Below are 25,218 nucleotides of genomic sequence, written 5' to 3'. Positions count from 1 at the left end.
AGAAAAACGTGAACATAGATGTTGGTAGGATTGGTATGATAGCTGTCTGTCTGATTGTGTGATCAAAAGAATTAAAAAATATGATAAAGACTAAATATTGTTATTCTTTAATTTTAATGCTCTCCATCATTATAACATCCTGCGGAACAAGAAAATACACGGTTAAAAGTGATACGAAAGCAGCACAGGCGGCTGATGCGATGGCTAATTTAAAAAGCAAATCGCTTTATCGTTTTATTACCGATTGGACTGGAGTGAAGTACCGTTTTGGCGGATTAGATAAGAATGGGATTGATTGTTCCGGTTTTGCATTCTTATTGGAGAAAGAAATATTTGGGGTTACACTACCACGTATTTCCCGCGAGCAGGCCAATGTGGTCAGAAGGAAAGATATTGATAACCTGAAAGAGGGCGATCTTGTGTTTTTCTCTTTTGGTGGAAACGATGTAGACCATGTGGGCGTTTACCTCAATAATGGTTTTTTTGTACATGCCAGTACCACACGAGGGGTAATTGTAGATGATTTAACATTACCGGCTTATCAAAAGGTTTTGGTTAAATCCGGATCGGTTAATTGATAGCTATACTTGTCATTCTGAATGCAATGAAGAATGTTCTATTAAAAGGAAGATTCTTCGCTTTGCTACCATTGACGTATTTGTATAATGGTTTAATTTTCAACAACTTGCAAATTAAGTTCACCTGCTTTTTTTTGGAGGAAAATTATCTGTTGTTCTTTTAACTTTTCTTGATATCTCTTTACTCCCTGTTCAACATAATTCATCCCTTTATCAAATATTCTATAATAAAGTTCTGCTAATTTTCTTGCCGTAGCTTTTATAGCTATGCCAGAACCTTTTTTTGCTTTAAGTCTTCTGGCAAATGCTCCCAGCCCTGGCTGTTTGCTTAACAATATAGATTGGGCTGCCTGTTTAAATATTTGTCCCGCTCTGGTTGCAGGTTTTTTCTTACTTCTTTTATTCATCTTTCCTGACTGATGCTTACCTGGAGCCAGTCCCAACCAGGAAACAAAGTTTTTTATTGAAGGCCACTGTTTAATATTGTTACCAAGTTCAGCCGTAAGCCTCATTAAACTGTAATCTGTTAAACCTGGTAAGGTGGTCGGGTTTGCTCCATGAATTCCTAATAATAATTGGTGTAGCTGATCAATATTTGGCTTGTTATGGCGGATTGGTTTGACTGGATGCCTGTCTTTGTAATCTTTATTGGAAGAATTATTATAATCCTGAAGAACTTTTCCTGTTTCTATATCACATTTGGAAACCTGATCAATATAAAACATATATCCATCGAAGGCCTGCTGAAGTTCGAAAAGGTATTCTTCTTTGTAGTTGCCTTCAAGAGCGAGCAAAATATCTGTTCCCTTGTTCTTGATTAAGGATGGGGTACAGCATGCCAAAAGTTTTTCAGGTTTCCGTTCTCCTGCAAGGATAGCCTGTATCATTGCCATTCCACTGGCACCATGGGTTTGTGAAAGCACTTCTGGCAACCTTATATTCATCAGGGTTAGGGCTTTCTGCATATGCTGAACGTGGGAAGAGGCCATCTGTAGCTTATCTTCCCGCATCCGGGTATAAACCCTCAGTTTTCTTACAATGTCTTCAGGAACAAAGCTTTTGCGCAGTAGCCCGTAGCTAAAGAGCTGTTGAATCCACTGACAGTCTTGAACATCGGTCTTTCTGCCCGGAAGGTTCTTGCTGTCAGCAGGGTTTACCAGCGTAACCTCAAAACCATCAGACTCTAAAACATCATAAAGGGTAATCCAATAAACTCCCGTAGCTTCCATAGCAACATGGGTTATTGAACATTCTTTTAGATAGGCACTCAATTCCCTATAACAAGAAGTAAAAGTGCGGAAATTCCTTACTGTCTGGTTTTCTACAGAAACATAAACCTTTTCACTCCCAATATCAATGCCTGCACTATTGGGATAAATTTTGTTTAAAACACTCATTTCAAATAACAGAGCTTTTTAAATAAGAAGATAAGCTTAACGTATTTCAGATAAGGATATTACTACCATGCGGGATATCAAATGACTCACCAATATTGATTACTATTATACGCTAAAACAAAGCTCAGGAACAGGCTAATGCACTATTAAGGCGACTGTTATGCTGCTTATCTCCCTTAAACTCTACATAAAGTTAACGTCATTTATATTGATTTTTATATCATAAATTATCCCTCAGAATGACAAATGATAATAAGCCCTTTAAACAGGTTCATGGTGACAACCTCTTTGTAAAACCATTTTTTAAACTTTTCATTATCCATTTATGCGCCTATTTCTCATACTCTGCTTATCCCTAATTACTTATTCGGTTAATGCACAAGTAAAATTACTCACCCTAAATGAACTGGATAAACGCATTGCCAATGGAAAAGATACCACCTACGTCATCAATTTCTGGGCAACCTGGTGCTCGCCATGCGTAGCCGAATTGCCGAATTTCGAGAAACTACGGTTAGCTAATATAAAGAAACCGGTGAAAGTAATTTTGGTAAGCCTGGATTTCAAATCAAAACTGCAAAAAGAAGTTATTCCATTTGTACTGCGTAATCAAATCAATGCGGAAGTATATCTTTTAAATGAGCCTGGTCAGCAACAGTATACAGAACGGATCGACAAAAAATGGTCGGGCGCTATTCCTGCTACCCTGTTTGTAAATAAAAAATCAAGGCAACTTTATGAAAAAGAATTTACCGAAGCGGAACTGAAAAATACTTTGCTGAACTTGAAATAAATCACACCTCAAGTTAAAAAAAATTAAATATAACTCAACCACCATTGCCTGTGTGTTTGCTTGTATCTTTTAAACCACCTGCATGGAAGGTACAAAGAAGCTACCACACAGATCCATATCAAATAAACAGCAGGTAAACCAAATCCAAAAGCTGCCGGCCTAAATAAAAACGGAACCTGCATAATTTCTTTTTCGCTATGCCCTGTGGCAAAAAATGCCATCACCAGGAGTATATGCAATAAATAAAAATGTATCACATAATAAAAGAAAGGTACAGCGCCGTATACGGTGTTGATCTTCGTAAACCAATTGGCTGTTTTTTCGATAAGCGCCAAAAATAGCAGTGCTGGGCCCAATGTCATGGCTGTGTATTGCAAGGAGGGAGGATATTTGCTTACGTTAAAAAAGGACAGCAGATTCTTAAAGAAATCATGATACTCCTTACGCGGTGCCGGATCGCCGTAAATATTGATAAGCCTCAAGATAATAAACAATAATATGGTTAATAATCCCGCAACCATTAAATTTCGCTTTCTGAGTTCGTTAGCATATTCTTTTTTATACCATGCGCCAATCCCATAACCTAAAAACATAATGCCTGTCCAGGGCAGGATGGCATAAAAAATACCGACTAAATGATTGCTGGATAATGGTACAACCGTTCCAGAAGCAGTAAAAAATACTTTCAAAATCAATCCGGCTGTTTGACCGGCTGGTTTGGGCAATAAATCAAAAAGATTGTGTCCAAAAACCAGAATATAGCCGATGACGACTACGCTTTGATAAGAGATACGGCTTGCCAATGCCAGGAAGATCATGCTCCAGCCAGTTGCCCAGATTACCTGTAAAATAATAAAGTTGTATTGCAGGTTAAAGGTAAGACCGAGCGATACCACTGCTATTTCAATAAAAATTAACCATAAACCCCGTTTAAATAAAAATGAAGCCGCCTGAGCTGGCGTTTTATGTTGTGCAGATAAATAAGCTGATAATCCTGACAGGAAAACAAAAATGGGTGCACAGAAATGGGTAATCCAGCGGGTAAAAAACAACAGGCCCGTGGTGGTCTCAGGATTTAGCGGATCAGCTGTCATCGCACCAATATGAAAGAAATCTCTGGTATGATCCAGCGCCATTACAATCATTACAAATCCACGTAGTATATCAATAGATAAAATACGTTTAGACAGTGAAACGTTATCAGCATCCATAAAATTAGGCTTGGTTAGTTAAATATATTATTTTATATCTATAATTAGTCACCTTAGCAAAAGAACACAAGCTGAATCTATTCAAGATATTGTATAAGAAAATCGATTTAGGAATAGTTAAATTGAACATTATGATTTTGATGTTCCAAAAATTATGATAATATTTGTTAAGGACTAACCGAATAATATTTACCGCTGCAAGTGATATGAATTTATAAGGTATCGTAACACTATCGCTAAAAATTAAACCTAAATATCATAATTAATCATAATGAAAAGAAGGACATTTATACAAAACACTGGCTTATTAGGAGCAGGCGTTGTTGCATCAAAATTTTCTTTCGCCGCTAATCTGGCGCCCGAATTTCCGGTGGTACGCGTAGCTGCTGCAAAACGACATTTTAAAAGTAAAGCGGTAGACGCAGCCATTAACACCTTCAGGTCAAATGTTAAGAATCCCGAATTAGCATGGCTGTTTGAAAATTGTTTTCCAAATACTTTAGATACGACGGTTTATCACGAAGAAAAAGATGGCAGACCAGATACCTATGTAATTACAGGCGACATTGATGCCATGTGGTTACGCGATAGTTCAGCCCAGGTTTGGCCTTACCTGCAATTTGTAAATGAAGACGAGCCACTAAAAAAGCTAATTGCCGGTGTAATTATCCACCAAACCAAATGTATTTTAAAAGATCCTTATGCCAATGCTTTTTATGGTGATGCCAATAAAGTGGGAGAGTGGAAGACCGATAAAACCGCTATGCAGCCAGGCGTACACGAGCGCAAGTGGGAAATCGATTCATTGTGTTACCCGATCCGTTTGGCTTACCATTATTGGAAAAAGACAGGTGATAAAACCCCTTTCGATGCCGATTGGAAAAAAGGAATTGAGGCTACGTTGAAAACTTTTAAAGAGCAACAGCGCAAAACCGGTAAAGGCCCTTATCATTTCCAGCGGGAAACCACACAACCTACCGATTCGTTACCCATGGCGGGTTACGGTTTTCCGGTAAATCCGGTTGGTTTGATCTGTTCTGCTTTCCGACCGAGTGATGACGCCACTATTTTTCCATTTCTGGTTCCTTCAAACTTCTTTGCGGTATCAAGCTTAAAGCAGGCTGCAGAGATGATTAAAGCGCTAAACAGCGATAAAAATTTAGAAAGTAATTTATTAAATCTGGCCTACGAGGTAAATGCTGCGCTTCAAAAACATGCCATCGTAAACCACCCTAAATATGGCAAAATTTATGCTTTTGAGGTAGATGGTTTTGGAAGTTCTTACTTAATGGACGATTCAAATGTACCCAGTTTATTGAGTTTGCCTTATCTGGGCGCGATGAAAATTGAAGATCCGATCTATCAGAACACCAGGAAATTTGCCCTTTCTAAAGATAATCCATATTTCTTTAAAGGCACAGCGGCCGAAGGTATTGGTGGTCCACACGCGGGGCAAGACATGATCTGGCCAATGAGCATTACCATGCGTGCACTTACCTCTAAAGATGATGCCGAGATTAAATATTGTATAGATACTTTGCGTAAAACACACGCAGGCAAAGGTTTTATGCACGAGTCGTTCAACAAAGATAATCCAGCCAACTTTACAAGAGCCTGGTTCGCCTGGTCGAATACGCTATTCGGAGAATTGCTCTGGAAAACGTATCATGAGAAACCTGCCTTGTTAAAGGCATAAAAACTACGGGCCGTGTTTGTATTGATCGTCTTGCTAAAAGGCGAATCGATATAAACACGTTTTTTTTGACACAAGCGGATTCAGATTAAATCGGTAAATTATGCGTTCTTAAAAGAATCAATATGAGCAACATTTTTGTAGACGATAAAGTGCCGACATCAACACTGCTGGAACTAAAAGCAGGAGATGCGATTAACAATAATCATTTAGCGGGTGTCATCAAACAAATTGATATTACCGAAACGGATGAATTTTTAATGTTTCGATTTGTATTGGCACAGGGTGAAATTGAAGTAAGAAAACTTAAACAGGTTTGTTAGCGCTATGCTCTTATCAACTAATGACGAGGATACGATAAACGATTTTGCAATTAACCTTATTATTTAGGGCTAAAAATCCTTCGACTCCGTTACGATTGACAGACTCAACTAGTGCGGTTGTCATCCGATAGCAATCGGATTTCGTGTATGCCGGAATCTTAAAGCAAACGATCTAAAATTCCCATCCGATAGCTATCAAATCAAGTTTGGAATGACGATTCCTCAAGAGATATTACTAATTAGATTTTATCTGTTATTTATAATGATTTTTATCCATTAAATTATCCCTCAGCGCGACCGACAGGAAATAAATACGTTTAAAAAAACTTTAGAACAGTTTACCGATCGGACACCGATAATTAATTAAACTGGTACGTTTTTCCGGCCAGCGTATTAAAACGATACCTGAAATCTTTATCCGATTTTTCCTGAACAATATCTTTCGCGTTTCCCTTTAGCTGATTCGGCGTTCTTACGATACATGCCCCGCCTGATAATGATTTGATAGCTAAAGAAACCACTTTTCCATTTTTCCACTCCAGATTGGTAATTTCGAAGTCTCCACGTGCCCTTAAACCCTGAATGCTTCCCGTAGCCCATTGATCAGGCAAAGCTGGCAGAAATTGCAGTTCGCCGGCCTGGCTTTGCAGCAGCATTTCAGAAATACCTGCAGTATAGCCGAAATTTCCGTCAATTTGAAAGGGTGGATGTGCGCAGAGTAAATTGGTATAAATTCCTCCTCCCTTATTGTAATCGGTACCTGAACCACCAACCGGCGTAATAAAGTTTTGTAAAATTTTATAAGCGTGATTACCATCCTGTAACCTGGCCCAGAAATTCATTTTCCAGGCCATCGACCAACCAGTCGATTCATCGCCACGGGCAGTTAAGGTTACTCGGGCTGCCTTTGCCAGTTCTGGTGTTTTAATGGTGCTGATTTCTCTGCCGGGGTGTAAACCAAAGAGATGTGAAATGTGCCTGTGTTGGTCGGCAGGGTCGTCACGATCGGTTTCCCATTCCTGCAGCTGACCCCATTTCCCAATTTTTGGCTTTAATAAGTGTGCTTTTAAATCGGCAATGTGTTTTTTGTAATCAGCATCTATGCCTAAAACTTCAGCCGCTTCAATGTAGTTGGTAAAAAGGTCAAACACAATTTGTTGATCATGCGTAACCCCATCTTCCGTCGGCCCATGTTCTGGCGACCAGCCCATTGGTGATACCAGTGTTCCATCCGGCCTCCTTTTTAAATGATCATCCCAAAATTCAGCGATTTCTTTTATTATCGGATAGGCAAAGTTCTTCAGGTAATTTTTATCCTTTGTAAAGGCATAATGCTCCCAAAGGGCCTGCGCATACCAGGCACTTCCTGGGGTATTCCAAAGAAAGCTCATGCCACCAAAAATATTATTTTCGGTTTTAACCGTCCAGCCTCTGGTATTGGGATACTGCTTACGGGTATGCATGGCACTCACCTCGCGCATGCTGTTAATATAATCCAAGTAAGGGATCATGCATTCAGAGAGGTTGGTCGGCTCGGCAAGCCAGTAATTCATCTGGATGTTGATGTTTGAGTGGTAATCGCTGCCCCATGGCGGAGTGTTGCTTTCGTTCCAAAGTCCTTGCAAATTGGCAGGTAAGCCACCTGCTCTTGATGAACTGATCAGCAAATATCTGCCATACTGAAAAATTAAAGCTTCAAGAGCGGGGTCTGCTTTCTTTTTATAGTTGATCAATCTTTGGTAGGTGGGTAGGTTCCGTGTATTTTCATCGCCCGTGCCAAGGTTTATTGCGAGGCGATTATATAATCTGCTATAATCTTGAATATGTGCATTTAAAAGTTTATCATAACTTTTGGCTTTAATCGCATTTAAAATACGGTCAATTTTAGGTGCCGGCTCTTCACCTTTCCAGTTTTGCGCTCGTTTATTGCTGTAATTGGTCGCTGCAGTAAACGTAAGGGTAATGGCGTCAGCAGCTGTTATTTTCAATTTTTCGGTATTACCATCTTTTATCGATTCAAGCTTTCCATTTTCGATCTTCACAGCAGCAATAGCCTGGTAAGTCATGCCATTTGGTAGTTTACCCGTAATCTGAATGGTATTGCCTTTCGCAGTAATGATCCCATCATGCGCATCTTTTAAGCCAATCATTGCAGAATAAGCTTTTTTCTGGTTAGCGGTGAAGCGCAGTACCATCACTTTATCCGGAAAGCTGCAAAAATACTCACGTTTAAATTGGGTGCTGTTTTGGGTATAACTAATGGTATGTACAGCATTAGTAAGATTGAGTTTGCGGGTATAGTTGGTAAATTGTTGTTCTTTATGATTGAAATCGATAAACAAATCGCCAAAAGCCTGGTACATACCCCGGTCGTTCTCATCGCCGGTCCATAGCGTATTATCATTAAATTGAATATGTTCCTGATCAACACCTCCGAAAATCATCCCGCCGATACGTCCGTTACCGATAGGATAGGCTTCCGTCATCCATTGCTGTGCAGGTTTAGTATCCCACATGGTAAAGGCAGTATTTTCTTTGTTCTGTGCCAGAAGCCTGTTGGCAGAGCAGAAGAGCAGTAAGCACAAGAAAAATGCGCAAACGAAGTTTTGCCTGTAATTTAAAAGCATATTGGTTATTTGATTAGTGTTTAAGCCAAAGATATATAAAATAGCACAGCGAGCATGAAAATCGCGGCCGCAAAGCATACTGATATTTGGCAAATTATTCAACTATTTAAGCATCTCAATTTGCCACTTTCGCTAATTTTAACAGGTAACTATTATGATATTTTATACATTGGTTTAATAGATTTTATATATTTGATAAAATACTAAAACGTTTTATCTAAAATGAAATTGCCAGCCAGATCCTTCACCATTCTCTTGATATTTATTATCGCGATTCATCACAAATCACAGGCGCAAGCTAAATTAACACCATATGTGAACACCTTTATTGGTACAGCACCTCTGACTGATCCTAAAATTCTGGGATATGAGTTGCCTGAAGGCTGGCGGTCATGGGCAGGTTTAACTTTTCCTGGCAGCTCCTTACCAAATGCCATGGTGCAGTTAAGTCCCATTACGGAATTTGGTTCGGGTGCAGGTTACGAGTATGAAGATGATATCATTTATGGTTTTGCACACACAAATAAAGGGCATTGGAATTTATGCAATATTCCCATCTTACCACTATCCAACCCAAAAGGTAAATTTGGTTCAAAGTTTTTCCACAAAAGGGAAAGCGCAGCACCTGGCTTTTATCAGGTATATTTAGATGATTATCAGGTGGATGTGAGGCTGACATCAACATTACGATGCGGTTTTCACGAATATACTTTCAAAGAAAATAACGACAGGCAAATCCTGTTCAGCATGGGAAAAGCCAACAGCAGTGTTAATACCTGGAATCTTGCGCAGGACGGGCCATCCGCCATACAAGGTTTTCAGGGCGGTGAAAATGTGTATTTTTACGCGGTAGTAAATGGAACGATTGATAAACTTGAGATTGTTGATGCCGGCAAACGTTCTGGTTATGCAATCGTGCATTTGGCTGATGGGAGTAAAGCCCCGGTTGAACTTAAAATCGGGTTATCTTTTGTGAGTATAGCCAATGCAAAAGAAAACCTGGAGAAAGAAATCGGAAATAAAACATTTGCACGGATCCGCAGGGAAGCAACCGAAAAGTGGGAGGCACTATTATCAAACATTCAGGTAAAGGGCGGAACGCAGAAGCAAAAACAGATGTTGTATTCCTGCCTGTACAGATCTTTCTTATGGCCGGCTTTGCGTAGTGATGTCAACGGTGAGTTTAGAGATGCAAAACGCAATGTGGTAAAAGGAGATTTCAATTACTATACAGAACCCTCACTTTGGGACACTTACCGCAATAAAGACGTGCTTTTAGGTCTGATTACACCTCAGGTTACTTTGGATGTAATTAAATCGATGAAGGATGTGGGCGATAAAACGGGTTTTATTCCTACCTTTTTTCATGGCGATCATGGTGCCTCGTCCATTGCCGGGGCTTATTTGAGGGGTATTGATGATTTCGACATCAAAGGTACCTACCAGATTTTGTTACGCAATGCCAATGTGGATGGTGGTGCCCGTCCGTTTGTGAAAGAATATATCGAGAAGGGATATATTTCAGACCCTGATGTTAAAAATCCACATGTAGAAACCAAAGCGAAGGCAGGTGTTTCCAAAACGCTCGAGTATGCCTATGACGATTATTCGCTTGCTCAAATTGCTAAAAAACTTGGCGATAGCAGTAATTATCACACACTCATGGCCCGGTCGAAAAATTATAAAAACATGTTCGATCCGGGTACACGTTTTATGAGAGGCAGGTTAGAAAATGGTGACTGGATCAAACCTTTCAACCCTCAGTATCCATACTACGAATATATGTACAGGGAAGCGAATGCCTGGCAGGTTTCGTTTTATGCGCCACACGATATGAAAGGTTTAATAGAGCTGTATGGTGGTGCAAAAGGCTTCGAATCCAAACTGGATTCGCTATTTACCGTACCCTGGAACCCAAAATACATTGCCCGCAATGTTGAAACCATGATCGGTCAATATTGCCAGGGCAACCAGCCTGACCATGAAGCACCTTTTGCTTATACCTTTATCGGTAAGCCGGAAAAATCGCAGAAAATTATTGATAAGATTTTAAACGGACTATATGGTATAGGCGATGATGGTTTGGCGCTCTCCGGAATGGACGATGCCGGCGAAATGTCGGCCTGGTATGTGTTTAGTGCACTGGGTTTATATCCATTCTCGGCTACTGATCCAAATTATATCGTTACCGCACCACTTTTTGATGAGGTAAAATGGAAAACCAGTACCGGAAAAATGTTAACGATTTCCAAACCAGGCAAGGGAAGAGGGATTAATAATATCAAAGTTAATGGAAAAGCAATACCGGGGTATTTTATTTCTCATGACTTGTTTAAAAAAGGTGGTCAGGTAGAGATTGGTACTAAATAAAAGTTTGAGGTCCATATAAAAGGGGGAGTAATTGTAAAATGCTAATGATTAACCTTTGTTTGGAGCGCACGGCCTTTGCTGAGCCGGAAGTCTCCTCCCGTCTTTTGCTTTTACGCTTCGCTGCCTCGTACCTCGTTGCTGCAGGGTAACGCTTCAGCCGGGGCTAGGTGGCTTTGGCTGCATTTCATATTAACGGTTGCAGGGTGCATAAACCCTTGTTCCTAAACCAGACAGAAGCGGCAGCCTCCGATTTACGCAATGGTTGATAGTTTTACAAAGATTTTCTATCGGAGCTATAGCGAATGGCGGGACTGCAGACCGCCAGGAAACACCGATCGCTCATTTTCTTACATAAATCATTTATTACAGGCGGTGGAGATACCAACCGATAGGATAAGGGACATAATTGTAAATTGCTAATGGTTAACCTTTGTTTGGAGCGCAAGGCCTTTACTGAGCAGGAAGTCTCCTCCCGTCTTTTGCTTTCACGCTTCGCTGCCTCGTACCTCCTTGCTGCAGGGTAACGCTTCAGCCGGGGCTAAGGGGCTTTGGCAGCATTTCATATTAACGGTTGCAGGGTGCATAAACCCTTGTTCCTAAACCAGACAGAAGCGGCAGCATCCGATTTACGCAATGGTTGATAGTGTTACAAAGATTTTCTATCGGAGCTATAGCGAATGGCGGGAATGCAGACCGCCAAGAACTACCGGTCGATCATTTTCTACATTAAATTATTTATTACTGTCGGTGAAACACAACCATTGGGATATGCTCAGTAAAAACTATAAAAAAAGAAATAATGATGCAACCCAAATTAGATCCTGATCGTCTTTGCTATAATGATTAATTAACTATACTTACAGCCTCAAACCAATCTGAACATGAAAAAATCATTTTACTTTCTTATTTTCTCCATTTGTATTCTCGCCAGCTCTTGTACCATGATGGTTAAAGGAATTGCTAAACTTGTGGTTAAAAATTACAATGACTATACCAGTACGCATATTTCTGACATACAAATTGTCGATCTGAACGGAAAACATCAAACTTTTGGTAGCTTATACAATGGAAAAACGGTCTACCTATATGTTTGGAAGGATAAAAAACTTTCTGAGCAGCAAGAAAAATCTTACCTGTTATTAAAGGAGCATTTTGCCAAATATCCTGATGTGGTTTTTACCAAACTTTGCATCGGTTCAGATAGCACTTCAAATACGAACAGGCTGGTTAATAATACATCATCAGCTGATTTCAGAAATATTTTAAATATTAGTGATCCTGCACCATTTATCATCGGGAAAGACGGTGCAATCTTATCTTACAAAGGACCAAAACCTGAAGACAAAATTATAGTCGACTATGTGCTTTACCAGGCCATGAATGGCGAAGATGGTACCAAATCTGCCAAAAGATTCATTAGGGGAATAAATGGAAATAGCCAGTTTAAATCTGACAAACTAATTGAATGGTATACGAACCACTTTGGCAAAGCGCCTGAAGGTAAATTATCCATGTCGTTATCTTCTACAAACTAGATTTTAACTACACTGCCCTATAATGAAAATATTTGAAACCTTTTTTGGTAAAAGACCACCTGAAAGATATCCCGAAAATACCCAGGGAGATTTCTATGTGGAAGATCAGGTGTGCACTTCCTGCGGTGCGCCTGAAGCAGAAGCGCCAGACCTCATTGATCATTCTAAAATTGAATATGGCCATTGCTATTTTAAAAAGCAACCACAAACTCCCGATGAACTTAGCAGGAGGGCCATAAGCGCTATGCAGTTTCATGTATTTCAGGTCTCAGGTATGGAGGTCGAAATGAGAAAATGACTTTTTAAAATTAAGATGAGCGAGAAAAAGTTTTCATTTTTAACTGCGCAGTAAGATTTGGAATTATGAATCTTCTATTTATGCTTAAATTGATCAACAGCGTATTATCGATTAAAAAGCAAGTTTTGTTTTACGAGGATTTAGCCAAATTGAACCGGTAGGATTTAGAAGTTTCATTTCATGATCCTGCGCAAAACCTCGTCTCTTTTTTGTCTGGATATCGGCGCCTGACTACCGTCTTCCATCGCAATATATCCACCATCGGTTTTTACATATGCAGCTATTTTTCGGAAATTAATCAAATGAGACTGATGAGTTCTAATAAAGTGATGATTTTCGAGTAATTCCTGATATTCTTTTAATGTTTTACAGACGAGATACTGTTTTTTATTCTCTAAATAAAAATGGGTGTAGTTACCTTCAGCCTCTAACCTGATGATGTTGTCAATCGATAAGAATTCGATCTTATCTGCTAAAGGTATCGCAATCCTTTGTTCATCGTGTTTTCTATCTATATTGGCTATCAGCTCCTTTAATCTTCGGTTTTCTTTTTTAGGATTAATTTGGATTTTTGCTTTTTCAACAGCTATACTTAGTTCCAATATGTTAATCGGCTTAAGGAGATAATCTATAGCACATGCTTTAACTGCTTGTATGCCATACTTGTCAAAGGCAGTGACAAAAATGACTTCAAAATTTTGCTGTCCACTTAACAATTTTAAAAGATCGAAGCCAGAAACTTCTCCCATTTCTATATCCAGAAATAGTAAATCAGGGTTAAGGTCTTTTATTAATTTAAGTGCTTCATGAGCAGAGCCTGCCTCGCCAATAATTTCTATATTTGGACAATAACTAAATAACAATTGACGCAGATTATCTCTGCTTTTCAATTCATCGTCAATTAATATCGCTTTTAAAATTTCCATTAATCTATTGGGATAGTTAGCACAGCAGTAACACCGCTTTGATTATTTTCTGAATTATTACTTAAATGTAAGTTACCAATATTCCCACCAGTACTGAGTAATATTAGTCGTTCTTTTAGTAGTTTCAATCCGAAACTTTTGTTTTTACTAGGTGAAACTTCTTTTAATCCGATTCCATTGTCTCTGACTATGATTTTAAGGTATCTCTGATCGCAGCTAATGTGTATGTCCAGTAATCCTGAATCTCCCTTTTGCGACAATCCATGCAACACCGCATTTTCTACAAGAGGCTGGATGATCATGCCCGGTATCTCCAGCAATTCGGTATTTACTTCAGGTGTAACATCAATAGCAAATTTAAAGTTAAAGCGGAGCTGTTCCAGTTCACAGTAGAGCTTAATTGCCTCCAGCTCATCTGACAGAGAAACAAAGCTTTTTTCTGAATTATTTAAGACCCTGCGCATCAGCAATGCAAATTTCTCGAGATAAATATTAGCTTCTTTATACTGCCCATTATTGATCATAGATTGTATTGAATTCAACGCATTGAACATAAAATGGGGATTCATTTGTGAACGGATAGCCTTGATCTCCAGATCCTTTATTTTGTTCTTTAGTAACGTTCTCTTCCTTGCGTTAGCAATTCTTGTCCTGTAAATAAAGAATGCAATTAGTAAAGTAAGCAGGGCAGAGCCAATGCTCCACCCTATAGTATTAATTAATGACGCTTTTTGTTCCTTGGTCATTACACTAGAATCTATTGCTTTTTTGATCATCTCTCGGATAACCTCATGCGCTTGTCCCTTATCGGTTTCAACTTCACCAGTATATTTATTAATAAGGTAGCTTGATATTACCCTAAAATCTGGGTTAAATGTAAATACCTTTGTCTGCTGGTAATAGAGGTTAAAATTCTCAGGATAATGATCACTTAATTCTACATAAGTAACATTATTTAATGTTTTTAGTACCTGACTAAAGTCGCTTTTAATAAAGGAAGAGAAATTTCCCTGTGCAATAACAAAATGAATGTTATTTTCCTTTTGCTTTTTGATAAGCTCTATATAATCTTTTAAAAAATCGGGGCTATTATTGTTCACAATCAATACCAATGGCTTTCCTTTGAATTTAGACAGATCTAGCGTGCTTCCATCTTTTAGCAACAGTTTTTGCACCGGACTTGGATTGCCAGGTGCCCATAACGTTGCTTTTGCCCATAGTTCATTAATTCGGTCTATAAAGAAAGGATTTCCACAATTATGGATAAAATCTTCATAATAATTTTTCAGCCTTGCTGTACTTTCCACTTCACTTTTGTGAAGCTCCTGCGTTAATGATTCATAAATAGAAAAGTATAGTGGATATCCTTCAAAAGATGCCATAGCTGTTGCGTAATCAGCATAAAAACCATACTGGTTGGCATTAACCATGCCTAACTTTGTTTGCTGGTAAGCAAGTAACCATTTTAGATAATAGCCATAATACATGCCACCTTCCGAAGTACTCATTGAAACCGGCAATGTATCGATATTTAGAAAGAACCCTTTCGGAAACTCATCTAAACTCATATTTTGTTTTTTACGGTATTCAGCAACATACATCAGTTTCGTTCCTGCCTGTATATACTTAAAATCTTTTCTGATATCCTCTAAAATTTCACTGGAAACCCGGTTAACATACTTTTTTAATATGCCATCAAAATCTTTTTGTCCCTGTTTTTGAAAAGCTATAAATTCATTTATTGATTTGGAACGGTAATTACTCTTATTAACCCATTGGTTATCAAAAATAGCCACCAGATCTTTGAATAATGTCGCTTTTGCCCCCGCATTCCCCCCGAAAGAAACGGTTTTATAAAAATTCTGTGCATCCGCTTTAACGGTCAGCGTATCTAGTGGTTGCAAAGGCAAACTAAAAGTTTTAAATCCGTCAAATTCATCATCCTCATCAAATTTACCAAAAACCCATCTACGCCGCGTATTTGACCATGCCAATACATTTGCATTAAAAGATCCATCTTTATTGAACCTAAAGATTTCGTCTTTAAAACTAGCGGACGAACTAATAACCGAAAAAACGCTGTCAGCATCAGTTAAATTTGTGATTTTACCTTTTATAACTGCGTTTTTTTGCAGTTTAAATGACGCTGATTTTAAAACTGCATTAGCGATTTTTTTTTCACCAGCAGCGTTTAATAGGTCTACTGTTTTAACTTTTGGCTTTCCGGTAATTAGCGCATTTATTATTGTTTCAGAAATTCGCTTTAAATAATCCGTTGGAAAAAAACTACTGACTGTAAATTCTGCTTTTAGTTGGGCAGTTGGCGCTTTAAGATCAATTACAGAGAAGCTAACTTTTGTAGCAGTTGATAACAACTTGAGTTTTGATATTTTCCCCTTAGCATCTACTGTTATTTCGTAAATCTGTTTGATTAGATTTTTCTTCCTATTTTCTACATATGGTGGATAGTATGAATCATATCCAAACCAAATGTTATCAGCATCAGCATATTTTAACCTCATTCTTTCGATGGTTGCGTTAAAAACTAAATCGCCATTTTGTGTTCTGTTTGAGGTTTCATACTTCACATCAAAGCGATAATCTGAAGTATGCATTAAGTTGTTGATTCGAATTTCTGTTTCAAACCAATCTGCTAACTTGAAAATTAGTTTTGGGTTTTGTTTTTGAGCAAAGAGCTGTGATAGCCCAAGCAGAAAGATTATCCCAAGACTTAAAAGTTTTTTCTGTTTCATGTTTATAAAATTTAAACAAAAGAACTTACAAGTATTTATTTCGTGGGGCCACATTGAGCAGATAACAGATCTCACTTAGTATTCTGCAATATAATACTTCATCTGTTAGTTAGCCGTTAATATATATTGTTTTGCAAAATGGTTTTGATTTTATGGACTGAGGCATATTTTACTATTGCTATCTAAATCCAAAATATATTGAAAGAAAAAATCTAAAAATCACTTTACCACACTGCAAATCAGGCTGTTACTAAGCCCTATATACTAACCCCACGTTATATAGGTTTGGTGAAGCACTTTCATATTGCGTATATTTTAAATCTCGATGATTAAATCGTTTTCATATCCATTATACTCCTCGTTTATATAGCCATGTGGATTGCATATAATTTCAGTTTTGCCAATATGGTACCTCGCAGGTGTATGGATATGGCCATGGAACCAATAATCAGGCTGGTATTTTAAGATCACATCTTCCAGATTCGAAGCATAAGCTGAAGATATGGGCTCATTTTTATATTCCTCAGGTATCGATTTTATACTCGGAGCATGATGAGTGATCACAATATTTTTATATCCATTAGATTCTTCAAGGCTTTGTTGTAGCCATCGCTTTGATGCCTGGTGGATTTTATAGGTATCTATGCTTCTCAGCCTCGAATAGGATGGGGTTTTGCGAATTTGTCTATAGTCGTTCATTTGTGCCTGACATATTATACCGTACTCAACCGGGCTGCCAAAAAGAGAAAAGTCGGTCCATAAGGTTGCACCATGAAATCTGATGCCTTCAAATTCAACCATTTTATCTTCAAGAACGATTATGTTTGAATGAAGAGATGCCTTTATGATTTGATCAAGGGTTTTAGGATAGGCACCCTTGTAATATTCATGATTCCCCAATATATAGATTACGGGCTTATCCCTGATGTTATTTTTTACCCAATCAATACCCTTTGTACCTAAGTTTGTATCGCCAGCCAGGATCACCAAATCAGCATTGCCAAAATCAATATCAGAAACTCCAAATTCCTGATGCAAGTCGCTGATGATCTTAATCTTCATTTAATTGTATGTGTAAGTGCCAATATAATTATTTATAAAAGAAAATTACATCATGTTTTAACTCAACTGATTCATTTCAATGAGTCTTGACCAGTCAGGTTCGTGAGATTTCGGAACAGTTTTGACTTGTTCTAGAAAGGCTGTTGCCGTTTAATCTTATATTTTCCCGGGCTAAGCTTAAAAGTGATGGTATTCGTTTTCTTTGTTAATCCTGCCGTTTCTAATTCTTTTGTTTCAATAGGTTTTTTATTGACGAATACCGGTGAACCTGAAGGCAGACGTATGATTGCTGTAGTACCCAAAGGAACGGTTAGCTGTAGCTTAAACTCATCCGCATTATTTTCGAATGAGGTCTTGATCATTCCTTTTATAGTTGGAACATTGAGGGTTCCTGTGCGAAGATTTGCAGGGTCAGGCTCAACCAGAAATGTTTTGTATCCGGCTTCAAGTGGTCTGATTCCAAACAGATACGCAGAAATAACGATTTGGGCACCACCACTCCAGGCATGATTGGTGGTGCCGCCACCAAATCCGTTTTCACCGATGCCCCAACCTTCGAATAGGGTAGTGTAATATTGATTATTAACCATTTCAGCAAATCTCAATTTCGTCCGCTCCATCGCATACTTACCTTTGCCCATCTTAAAAAGGGCTTCCATCACATATTTTTCCATGTATGGGCTTGCATGCATCTGCGTATGTAAGGTTTCAGAAATGCGCTCGTATCTTGATGAGTCAGCAATCCCCGAAATCACAGCTAAGGCCTGCGCCCTGTCATCGGTTCGTTTATGGTATGAAGGATGACGATAGGCATGTCCATCCCAACATTTATTATATCCGCTTTTTACGTGGCTCATTACCTGGCGGTACATTGCAGCATCATAATTGTAGCCAAGCAGATCAGCCATTCTGGCGGCGCCATCTAAAGCAAGATAATGCCAGCCCGCCATAATAAGCCTTACATCAATGTTATCACCCCAGTCGCCCCAAAGCCAGTCGCCTTTCCGTAATGTAGTAAGGCCAGTATCATCAGTTTTCCACAAAGACAGGTATTTTTTTACCGCAGGGTAAACATTTTCAATGGTTTTACGGTCACCCGTATTCATATAGTAATTCCAGAAGCCATAATAGCCAATGCTGGTCAGCATCTGATCAGGAAGTTCCTGATTAAAATTACCGGGAATAGGCGCAATAAGTTCTCCTGTGGTGCGTTGCCAGCCTGCCAGTTCATTTATTGCTTTCCGCATTAATGCGTGCGCAGAAGTAGAGTAGGTATAGAAACTCTCGCCCATCAACAGTACGGCATCTCCCCACCATTGTGCCCGTTCCCGGTCAGGACAATCGAAATAGTTATCGCGCATGTTAACATATAAAGTACGCTGCGCCTTTTTCCAAAATCGGTTATAGAATTCATCGCTACTGGCAAACGTGCCTTCAGGTGCTGCATTATAACCCGTTTCACGATATTTAACTGCTTTTATTTTAATGGCTTTTGGCACAACAAGTACTATTTTTTCTCCATTCAGCCATCCGTAAGATTCATACTCCTGATAACCTTTTTTAGTGATATATTCTGCCCGCAGGTTGTCGGTTCCTCCAGCGTTGCTATGGTCGGTATTTATTTTGATCAGCTGGCCACCCATATCGTCCGTTAGTGAAATAATGGGGGTAAGCTGCATATTATATGGAAGCTGTGCAATGATCGTATCGGTAATATTGCCTTTAAGGCGATAAAATTTTGCGGTCTTTATCCCAAAGTTTTTCCACTGGGGGATAGGGCGTTCCACCAGTTTGTTCCAGGGTGCGTCACCTGGTTTCCCGATAATTACTGCATTGCCAAAATCTTTAAGCCTAGTTAACGGAGCGGTTTGCCAACCGGTGATATCTGCTCTGGCATCAAAACGAATATTTGATTCTGGCAACCGGTAGTTGGGAAACGGAGCTTCTGTATTGCCATAAGCGGGATGGATACGGCAAAACCAACTCCTCTCGCTATGGAGTACGGTATCTTCAGCATTCATATTAAAATACAGACCAGCGACACCACTACCTACGTGCGAAAAACCATTTTTACCAAAATACCAAAGTAGTATGGCAACCTTATTTGTACCCTTTTTTAAATATGGAGCAAGATCAACCTTATCTCCATAGGTATCTTTGGGATTAGGACCGCGCTTCAATCCTCCTTCAAATATGACAAGTTTACCATTTATCCAAAGCCAGTATTTTGTATCTGCCGCAATGGTAGCTAATGCTTGCTCCGGCTTTTTGTTGAGCATGATGTCCCGACGATAGGCTATCCAGCAATTAGCTTTAGCTGGTTTTGTTAGGGCAGGAGAAATCCAATAACCGTCTGTCGATTTATCCTGCGCAAAAGATGATTGTGTAACAACAAAAACGAATACACAAATTGAGATATAAGAAAAAAGTATTTTTAGTTTGAAGTTCGACATACTTAACTTAAGATGATGCTTTTCCATGTTAATGACGGTAGCTGTTTTTGGCAGACTCTAATTTGCCAACATTAAGTTAACTGCGTTAACTGATCTACCTGTTGCTAAAATCGATCATATTTTTAACATTCAATTCATTTATTTTACCCGTTAACCGACCATATTTAGCTAAAATATGATTTCGACTTCAGGGCATATCAGGTTTACATTTATCCAGATTAGATTTTGGGACATTATTACAGTTGTCCGCATGAATAATAAGGGTAGAACAAAGCGCTTTTCGATGCCTTACTAAAATGTTCTAAGAGATGGGAGCTTAATTAATTTCCGGAATAGCAGAAGGAATTATTCTGCCGGACTACACGATTTATACATTTCATTAATATACTTCGTTTTAGCCGTATTTATTCTAAACAGCATTGATTTACGCCTGGATTTAATGATCTTGAATGTCAACCAATTTTAGCATCACATAAATTATGGTTCTGATTTGGCCAAACAAAGCATTTAATCCCATAAGGCGATTACTGCCAGTAGTTGTAATTATCTTCATAGATTTCCCGGCTAAATCCTTTTCAACCCACATTTAATAAATGACGGTTGCTTTCAACTTTGCATTCTAAATCGAGTTATCGCTTAGGTCGTTAAAATAAATTATTGGTATTTGAAATCCTGAACGAATTATTTACGTGAAATACACTTTTTGATTTTTAGAGAAAAACAAAGGCTAGTAAAGGATCACGCAAAAACATGACCTATTATTTTTTGGGAATTTCGCTTTAAAAAGTTTTTTAAATAGAAAAGGCGCAATCTCTTGCGCCTTTCGTGATCCCGCTGGGATTCGAACCCAGGACCACTACATTAAAAGTGTAATGCTCTACCAGCTGAGCTACGGAATCGTTCCTTTTGTTTAAGGAGGTGCAAATATAGAGATTAATCCTTTCTTTGCAAATGTTTTTATAAAATGTTTTTCGATGTTTAGCGTTTAATTTACTTTAGCCATTTGTAATCCCTTGATTTTAAAATGGGTAACACCTGATTTTTTTTAATATTTTTTTAAAAAAAACTAATGATGATGGGGCGGTAGCTGTTAAAATCTGATACTTCTTATTTGGATGTTTTGGGTATAAAGTTCAAAAATGATTGAAACTGGGCTTTGTGTTTGTTTTTATCGAGCTTAAAGTAGAAAGCACCCCGCCTTGAACTCGATTTATCTTTCTCATTTTGTTTAATAAGCAAACCACTGGCCGTTATTTTGCGGATAAAGTTGCGGTTATCAATGGGCGCATCGTAAACCTGTTCATATAGCGCCTGCAATTGTGGTATGGTAAAACGTTTCGGTAATAACTCAAACAAAACAGGGTGGAGGGCAGCCTGGTATCGGATTTTATCCATCGCTGCTTTAACCATCACGTTATGGTCAAAAATCAGTTCAGGTACTTCTTTAACCTTAAACCACTCAGCATGATACTGATCATTAATCTGTTTGCTGTATTTATTAATATCAATTAATGCAAAATACACTACTGATACTGTACGTTCAATCGGATCGCGGTCAGGGCTACCGTAAGCGTGCAATTGCTCTAAATATACATCATGTAGTCCTGAAAGTTCTAAAAGGATCCGTTTCGCAGCACCATCAAGGTTTTCATCCTCGCCAATAAAACCGCCCATTAAACTCCATTGATCTTTTATTGGCTCAATAGCTCTTTTGATAACCAAAAGTTTAAGATGTTCGCCGTCGTAACCAAAAATAATGCAGTCAACAGCAACCAGTACAGGTTTCTGATTTAAGTATTTTCCCATTTTTAAAAAAGCAGATTTAATTTAGCATCGTTGTAATCGGTAATATAGCCCAAAATATTTGGATAACCATCAAATTCTTCAACTGCGTGTGTAGTTGTTAATACCAGGCATTGCATACCTGCGTTCAGCGCTGACTCTACACCTTTTGGTGCATCTTCGAACACCAGGCAATCGGCGGCTGGAATGCCCAGTGCGGCTGCAGCCTTTAAAAAGGTTTCCGGATCAGGTTTACTCATCTGTACATCATCTGCACTTACAATCGCATCCAGGTAATGGCGAATGTTTAAACCATCTACCACAAAATCAATGTTGAATGGAATAGCTGCCGAGCCAATGGCCATCGGTATTTTTGCAGCCTTCGCCCGATCCAGAAAATTGTTTAAGCCGGGAAGTAAAGCTAAATTCGGTAGATAACCGGCCTGATAGCGCTTTTCTTTTTCTACCGAAAGCCGTTCTATTTCTTCCTGGATAAATTTATCCTTACCAAAAACGCGTTCCAGTACTTCGTGGTTTTTGCCGTACATTTCCTTTTTTACGCTTGCATAATCAAGGTCTGAACCTAAATCTTCGGTCATTATACTGTACCAGGCCTTGGTATGGTACTCCATATCGTTAATCATGGTTCCGTTTAAATCAAACAGAAAAGCTTTTGGCCTGAAATTCAAATCGCGCATATGCTTGCTAAATTATATGATTTTTTTTGATGTAAGGAATGATCATCAATATTAACAGAAATAATATGATAATCGTTAACCTGACGTTAATTATTTTTTACTACTTTAGCCGTAACCAAAAATAAATCTGTATGCAAGCATCAGGAATTTTGCTATGTAAAAATCACGATCGCTTCATCAACTTAAAAAAAGTAAACTGATGAAAAAACCATTTCTTAAAGCATTACCATTGGCTACCTTATGTTTAGCCCTTGCTTTTAGCGCATGTAACCCCACAACTGATAAAGGTACAGCAAGCAGCACACCGCAAGATTCGTTAAAATACAACACCACTATTGATGGTAAAGCGGTTAAGCTTTATACATTAAAAAATAAGCAGGGCGCTTCGGTGTCTATTAGCAATTTTGGCGGAAGAGTAGTTTCGTTGCTGGTACCAGATAAAAACAGCAAACTAACCGATGTAGTACTGGGCTATGATAGTATTGGCGCCTACCGCAAAAAAGGGGAGCCGTTTTTTGGTGCGCTGATTGGCCGTTACGGAAACCGCATTGCTAAGGGTAAATTTACTTTAGAGGGCAAAGAATATCAATTACAGCTTAACGATGGCGTAAATACCTTGCACGGTGGTACTGATGGTTTCTTTGGTAAAGTTTGGGATGCTAAACAATTAGATAGTACGAAGCTGGAGTTAACTTATGTTTCTAAAGATGGGGAAGCCGGTTATCCGGGCAAACTGGATGTTAAGGTAATTTATACTTTGACTGAAGACAATTCACTTCAGATTGATTATGAAGCCACTACAGATAAGACAACTATCGTTAACTTAACCAACCATGCTTATTTTAATCTTAATGGTGAAGGAGATAGTACCATTTTGGATCACGAACTGATGATTGATGCCAATGCTTATACACCCGTTGATTCGACCTTGATCCCAACCGGAAAATTACAGCCGGTGGCGGGTACTGCTTTCGATTTTAACAAAGGAAAATTAGTTGGCAAGCAGATTGGCGATAATGATGAGCAGTTAAAATTTGGAAAAGGTTATGACCATAACTTTGCTTTAACCCACCATGATGGTAAAACACCCGTTGCGGTGGTAAAAAGCGCAAAAACAGGTATTGTGCTATCAGTGATAACCACAGAACCTGGCTTACAGTTCTACAGTGGTAATTTCTTAACCGGAGCGGATAAAGATGGTAAAGGCGGTAAATCATACCCACACCGTTCGGCTTTCTGCCTGGAAACACAACATTTTCCTGATGCGCCAAACCACCCGAACTTTGCTTCAACCGTTCTTAAACCAGGTGAAACGTATAAAACAAGTACAACTTATAAGTTCTCGAAGTAAGGCTAACTGTTTAATTGGCTAACGGTAAGTTTTATTCAGACCTCTCAGGTTTTAAAAATCTGAGAGGTCTTTTTTTTGTCTTTTATTCTGTCTGATTGATGCGACACCAGCCAGCAGAAAAATGCTGTAGAATTGCCAGTCAAGCTGATAATGACATTTTTATACTTCCAATAACCTTTCCGGAAATTGAGAAATTTTTTCTATAGTAAGTTGCTGCATAATCTGGTACAAATGGGTTTTAAACATATTGATGGTATGGTCTCCACCGTCATTACCCAATGCCCCAACGCCATACATAAACGGACGGCCCATAAAATTAAATTCAGAACCTACGGCATGTGCCCTGGCCAAATCAACACCTGAACGGATTCCTCCATCCATCATGACTTTCAGTTTTGACTTGTAGCCATCATTTGCTGCAAGTTTAATTAAAGAGTTAATCGATGATTCACCCGCATCAATCTGTCGGCCGCCATGATTCGAAACGATGACCCCATCAACGCCAATCTGGATAGCAGCCTGCATATCTTCGTCTGTAGCTATGCCCTTTAATACCAATGGACCTTTCCAGATTTCGCGGATCGCCGACACCTTTTCAATGTCAACTTTTCCGGTAAAGGTTCGGTTCATAAACTGTCCCAGCTGAGACATGTCCATACCTTTTTCCATATAAGGTTTTAAGGTAGCAAAAGAGGGAATGCCATGTTGCAACGTTTTAATACCCCATAACGGCCTGGCAAAGGCCTGTAAAATATTGCTGACCGACATTTTAGGTGGTATGGAAAGGCCGCTTTTAATTTCCTTATATCTTAATCCGAAAGCAGGAACATCTACCAGCACAACCAAAACCGGACATTCAACTGCTTTTAACCGTGATAAAATGTCATCCCGTAATTTATTTTCGGTGGGATGGTAAAGCTGAAACCAGGCTTTTCCTTCTGAAACTTCAGCAATGCGTTCGATGCTGCTGGTAGATACCGTACTCAGTGTGTAGGGGATATTGTGTCTGGCTGCCGCCCTCGCTAAAATTTCGGGTGCATTAGGCCACATTAAACCTTGTAAACCGATGGGAGAGATGCCAAAAGGTGCACTGTATTTACGCCCAAAAAGCTCGACCGACATGTCAATTTCCCCACCAACACGCAAATAATTTGGTTTAAGGTAAATATTATCGAAGTCGCTCTCGTTTCTCGATAAATTAAGTCCCTCATTACAACCACCTTCCAGGTAATCAAAAGCAAATTTAGGGATTCTTAATTTTGCTCTTTTTCTTAAATCGGCTACAGAAGGGAATTGAGGATTATAGGGGAATGTAATCTTTTTACTCATAATTAAATATTGTGTTGGTCAGATGGTGTTTTAAAAAAC

Annotated in this window: 18 protein-coding genes and 1 tRNA gene; 8 read left to right on the top strand and 11 right to left on the bottom strand. The window is 38.8% G+C overall.

From position 1 onward, the window contains the following. The first annotated feature begins 80 nt into the window (after positions 1–80). Entirely contained in the window at positions 81–578 is a 498-nt protein-coding gene (locus DV942_RS01200; RefSeq protein WP_145854576.1) for a C40 family peptidase, read from the top strand. 92 nt (positions 579–670) lie between these two features. Here DV942_RS01200 and DV942_RS01195 read toward each other — a convergent pair whose 3' ends face one another. After that, the gene (locus DV942_RS01195; RefSeq protein WP_145854574.1) at positions 671–1,975 is read right to left on the bottom strand and encodes an IS110 family RNA-guided transposase; all 1,305 of its coding nucleotides are present in this window, start codon (positions 1,973–1,975) and stop codon (positions 671–673) included. Positions 1,976–2,300: 325 nt separating this feature from the next. Between DV942_RS01195 and DV942_RS01190 the strand changes: the two genes are divergently transcribed. Further along, positions 2,301–2,768 (top strand): TlpA disulfide reductase family protein, encoded by a 468-nt coding sequence (locus DV942_RS01190; protein ID WP_145854572.1) that lies wholly within the window; start codon positions 2,301–2,303, stop codon positions 2,766–2,768. Positions 2,769–2,791: 23 nt separating this feature from the next. Here the strand turns inward: DV942_RS01190 and DV942_RS01185 are convergent, their stop codons facing one another. Further along, on the bottom strand, positions 2,792–3,979 hold the full coding sequence (locus DV942_RS01185; protein ID WP_145854570.1) for a DUF1624 domain-containing protein: 1,188 nt from the start codon (positions 3,977–3,979) through the stop codon (positions 2,792–2,794). Positions 3,980–4,250: 271 nt separating this feature from the next. On the opposite strand from DV942_RS01185, the gene DV942_RS01180 reads away from it, so the two are divergent. Continuing rightward, positions 4,251–5,675, top strand: coding sequence for a glycoside hydrolase family 125 protein (locus DV942_RS01180; protein ID WP_145854568.1), 1,425 nt, complete (start codon positions 4,251–4,253; stop codon positions 5,673–5,675). A 122-nt stretch (positions 5,676–5,797) separates the two neighbouring features. Next, complete coding sequence (locus DV942_RS01175) at positions 5,798–5,995, top strand: hypothetical protein (protein WP_145854566.1); 198 nt, start codon at positions 5,798–5,800, stop codon at positions 5,993–5,995. A gap of 359 nt (positions 5,996–6,354) precedes the next feature. On the opposite strand, the gene DV942_RS01170 is transcribed toward DV942_RS01175, so the two are convergent. Beyond that, the gene (locus tag DV942_RS01170; protein WP_186462388.1) at positions 6,355–8,622 is read right to left on the bottom strand and encodes a glycoside hydrolase family 95 protein; all 2,268 of its coding nucleotides are present in this window, start codon (positions 8,620–8,622) and stop codon (positions 6,355–6,357) included. A 222-nt stretch (positions 8,623–8,844) separates the two neighbouring features. On the opposite strand from DV942_RS01170, the gene DV942_RS01165 reads away from it, so the two are divergent. The 3 genes from DV942_RS01165 to DV942_RS01155 all read left to right on the top strand — a co-directional run bounded on the left by DV942_RS01165 (position 8,845) and on the right by DV942_RS01155 (position 12,825). Then, positions 8,845–10,992 (top strand): GH92 family glycosyl hydrolase, encoded by a 2,148-nt coding sequence (locus tag DV942_RS01165; protein ID WP_145854563.1) that lies wholly within the window; start codon positions 8,845–8,847, stop codon positions 10,990–10,992. Between the two features lie 881 nt (positions 10,993–11,873). Then, positions 11,874–12,527 carry a hypothetical protein gene (locus DV942_RS01160; protein ID WP_145854560.1) on the top strand — a complete coding sequence of 218 codons (654 nt, stop codon included), beginning with the start codon at positions 11,874–11,876 and terminating at the stop codon, positions 12,525–12,527. A 22-nt stretch (positions 12,528–12,549) separates the two neighbouring features. Next, positions 12,550–12,825 carry a ferredoxin gene (locus DV942_RS01155; RefSeq protein WP_145854558.1) on the top strand — a complete coding sequence of 92 codons (276 nt, stop codon included), beginning with the start codon at positions 12,550–12,552 and terminating at the stop codon, positions 12,823–12,825. 173 nt (positions 12,826–12,998) lie between these two features. On the opposite strand, the gene DV942_RS01150 is transcribed toward DV942_RS01155, so the two are convergent. The 7 genes from DV942_RS01150 to DV942_RS01120 form a co-directional block, all read right to left on the bottom strand. Then, positions 12,999–13,751: a LytR/AlgR family response regulator transcription factor gene (locus tag DV942_RS01150; protein WP_145854556.1), complete on the bottom strand. Its 753-nt coding sequence runs from the start codon at positions 13,749–13,751 to the stop codon at positions 12,999–13,001. Continuing rightward, entirely contained in the window at positions 13,751–16,504 is a 2,754-nt protein-coding gene (locus DV942_RS01145) for a sensor histidine kinase (protein WP_186462387.1), read from the bottom strand. The genes DV942_RS01150 and DV942_RS01145 overlap by 1 nt, the downstream gene beginning before the upstream one ends. Positions 16,505–16,819: 315 nt before the next feature. Further along, positions 16,820–17,566 (bottom strand): metallophosphoesterase, encoded by a 747-nt coding sequence (locus DV942_RS01140; RefSeq protein WP_145854552.1) that lies wholly within the window; start codon positions 17,564–17,566, stop codon positions 16,820–16,822. Positions 17,567–17,697: 131 nt separating this feature from the next. Continuing rightward, positions 17,698–20,046, bottom strand: coding sequence for an alpha-L-rhamnosidase-related protein (locus DV942_RS01135; RefSeq protein WP_222431143.1), 2,349 nt, complete (start codon positions 20,044–20,046; stop codon positions 17,698–17,700). A 799-nt stretch (positions 20,047–20,845) separates the two neighbouring features. Beyond that, positions 20,846–20,918: transfer RNA gene (locus tag DV942_RS01130), tRNA-Lys, on the bottom strand. A 208-nt stretch (positions 20,919–21,126) separates the two neighbouring features. Continuing rightward, positions 21,127–21,825 carry an NUDIX hydrolase gene (locus tag DV942_RS01125; RefSeq protein ID WP_145854550.1) on the bottom strand — a complete coding sequence of 233 codons (699 nt, stop codon included), beginning with the start codon at positions 21,823–21,825 and terminating at the stop codon, positions 21,127–21,129. 2 nt (positions 21,826–21,827) lie between these two features. Beyond that, complete coding sequence (locus DV942_RS01120) at positions 21,828–22,499, bottom strand: HAD family hydrolase (RefSeq protein ID WP_145854546.1); 672 nt, start codon at positions 22,497–22,499, stop codon at positions 21,828–21,830. Positions 22,500–22,698: 199 nt separating this feature from the next. Here DV942_RS01120 and DV942_RS01115 point away from each other — a divergent pair, with 199 nt between their 5' ends. Beyond that, positions 22,699–23,850, top strand: a complete 1,152-nt coding sequence (locus DV942_RS01115; RefSeq protein WP_145854545.1) for an aldose epimerase family protein — start codon at positions 22,699–22,701, stop codon at positions 23,848–23,850. Positions 23,851–24,009: 159 nt separating this feature from the next. Here the strand turns inward: DV942_RS01115 and DV942_RS01110 are convergent, their stop codons facing one another. After that, positions 24,010–25,179 carry an alpha-hydroxy acid oxidase gene (locus DV942_RS01110; RefSeq protein ID WP_145854543.1) on the bottom strand — a complete coding sequence of 390 codons (1,170 nt, stop codon included), beginning with the start codon at positions 25,177–25,179 and terminating at the stop codon, positions 24,010–24,012. Between the last annotated feature and the right edge of the window lie 39 nt (positions 25,180–25,218).

Origin of the sequence: Pedobacter suwonensis, assembly GCF_007833675.1 — a bacterium.
Lineage (GTDB): Bacteria > Bacteroidota > Bacteroidia > Sphingobacteriales > Sphingobacteriaceae > Pedobacter > Pedobacter suwonensis.
Note: the sequence above shows the minus strand (reverse complement) of the source record. Positions and strands in the feature narration are given on the sequence as shown.